This is a genomic window from Armatimonas sp. (genome assembly GCF_043760365.1).
Classification (GTDB): domain Bacteria; phylum Armatimonadota; class Armatimonadia; order Armatimonadales; family Armatimonadaceae; genus Armatimonas.
The window spans coordinates 1-1,612 of sequence record NZ_JAYUPA010000512.1; the positions used below are offsets into that span (position 1 = coordinate 1).

A 1,612-nucleotide genomic window follows, 5' to 3' on the forward strand; every position below is an offset into this window, starting at 1 on the left:
CAAGAGACCGTCTCAGCCCGCGCGTAGTTGCCCGGCAAAGCCGCCCAATGGAATTGGGCGGCTGCAATGGCTTCGTTCCTCAGCCGCAAAGCCCGTTCCGGGCTGGGGAAATAGGTTCGGTAGCCTGGAACAGGCTTTGCGGTACGTAGTGCCACTGAAGACGCCGGTTTCAACCGGCGCCTAGCCGCCGGTGATTACGCTCTCTACTACCCCAATGCCGCGCCAGAGAACGTCCTCGGGGGTGTTGAGTGGGGGGATCAAGCGGATTACGGCGCAGTCGGCTTTGGCGTCCCCGAGCTTGGCACCGCACGTCAGCACGAGGAGGTTTTGTTCACGGCAGGCATCTTTGAGCGTATCCAACCGATCGTAATCGGGAGCGCCGTCCGTGGTGCGAAACTCAATGCCCAGCATGAAGCCGTTGCCGCGTACGTCAGTGACTCCGTGGCTACCGATGAGCTTGGCCAGCCGTGTCTTGACTTCCTCGCCGAGCCGGGCAGCGCGCTCCACTAAGCCCTCCTGCTCCATCAGGCGCACAGCAGCGAGCCCTGCGGCGCAGGCGACGGGGTTGCCGCCAAATGTGGTGCCGTGCTCACCCGGTGTCCAGCGGGCCAGTAGATCCGCGCGGGCTGCGATTCCCGCCAGTGGCATTCCTCCCCCGACGGCCTTTCCAAAGACCACGATATCCGGGATAATCCCCAGATGCTCAAAGGCGAACCAGCGCCCCGTGCGTCCCATCCCCGCCTGGATTTCATCGGCGATGAGTAGCGCACCGTGTTTGTCGCAGAGCTCCCGCAGGCGCTTGCCGGACTCGGGCGTGCGTGGCACATAGCCGCCCTCACCTTGCTGCGCCTCGAAGAAGACAGCGGCGATGTCGTCACCGTGCTCCGCAAAGAGTTGCTCCAGTCCGACATTACAGCAGGTGGGGGAGTCCATTGTGCAGCCTGCGCAGCGCGGCGCGGGGGCGTGCAAAATATGCTGGCGGAGCGGTGCAAGAAACGGCTCTAAGCTCTGCCAGTGAATGGTTTTGGAGCGCGAGAGCGCGGAGCAGAGCATTGTGCGCCCGTGAAACGCCCCGACAAATGCGATGAGCTTTTTCTTGCCCGTCACTTTCAACGCGAGCTTTGCCGCCGCGTCGTTGCTCTCGGAGCCGGAGTTCATAAAAACAAACGCCGCGTCCGCCACTCCAGCAGCAGCCAGCTTCCCACGCAGAAAGTCCGCCAGCTCTAGCTGTGGCGCGTGGCGCATGGTATCCGATGTGTGCAGCACCTGCGCTGCTTGCGCCTGGATCGCCGCCACGATGCTCGGGTGGCAGTGCCCGCAGGCATGGACGGCAATTCCGCCGGTGAAGTCCACAAACTCCCGCCCGGAGAGTGTTGAGACACTGCTGCCCTCAGTCTGACCGGCGACTTCGTCGGTCTCAAACCCGAGAACATCGGCCAGAAGCCCGGCCTGATTGAGCTCTAAAATGTGTGTGGTATTCATTGATTTTTCTTTCTGAACCCATCCCCCGGCCCCTTCCCTCAGAGCAGGGAAGGGAGAGAGGAAATCCACCCTAACCCTCCTTCGTAGAGGGAGGGTGGCCGAGGGACGAGGCCGGGTGGGTTCTGGCTAG

General features: G+C 62.7%; 1 protein-coding gene. It reads right to left on the bottom strand.

Annotated features, from left to right (window positions below; genetic code table 11):
- Window positions 1–180: 180 nt before the first annotated feature.
- A complete protein-coding gene (locus ACH2EH_RS11945; protein ID WP_395141951.1) occupies window positions 181–1,482 on the bottom strand; it encodes an aspartate aminotransferase family protein in 1,302 nt (433 codons plus the stop codon).
- Window positions 1,483–1,612: the final 130 nt, after the last annotated feature.

Coding starts and splice junctions, on each gene's coding strand:
- ACH2EH_RS11945 (WP_395141951.1), bottom strand. CDS start 1,482: ATGAATACCACACACATTTTAGAGCTCAATCAGGCCGGGCTTCTGGCC.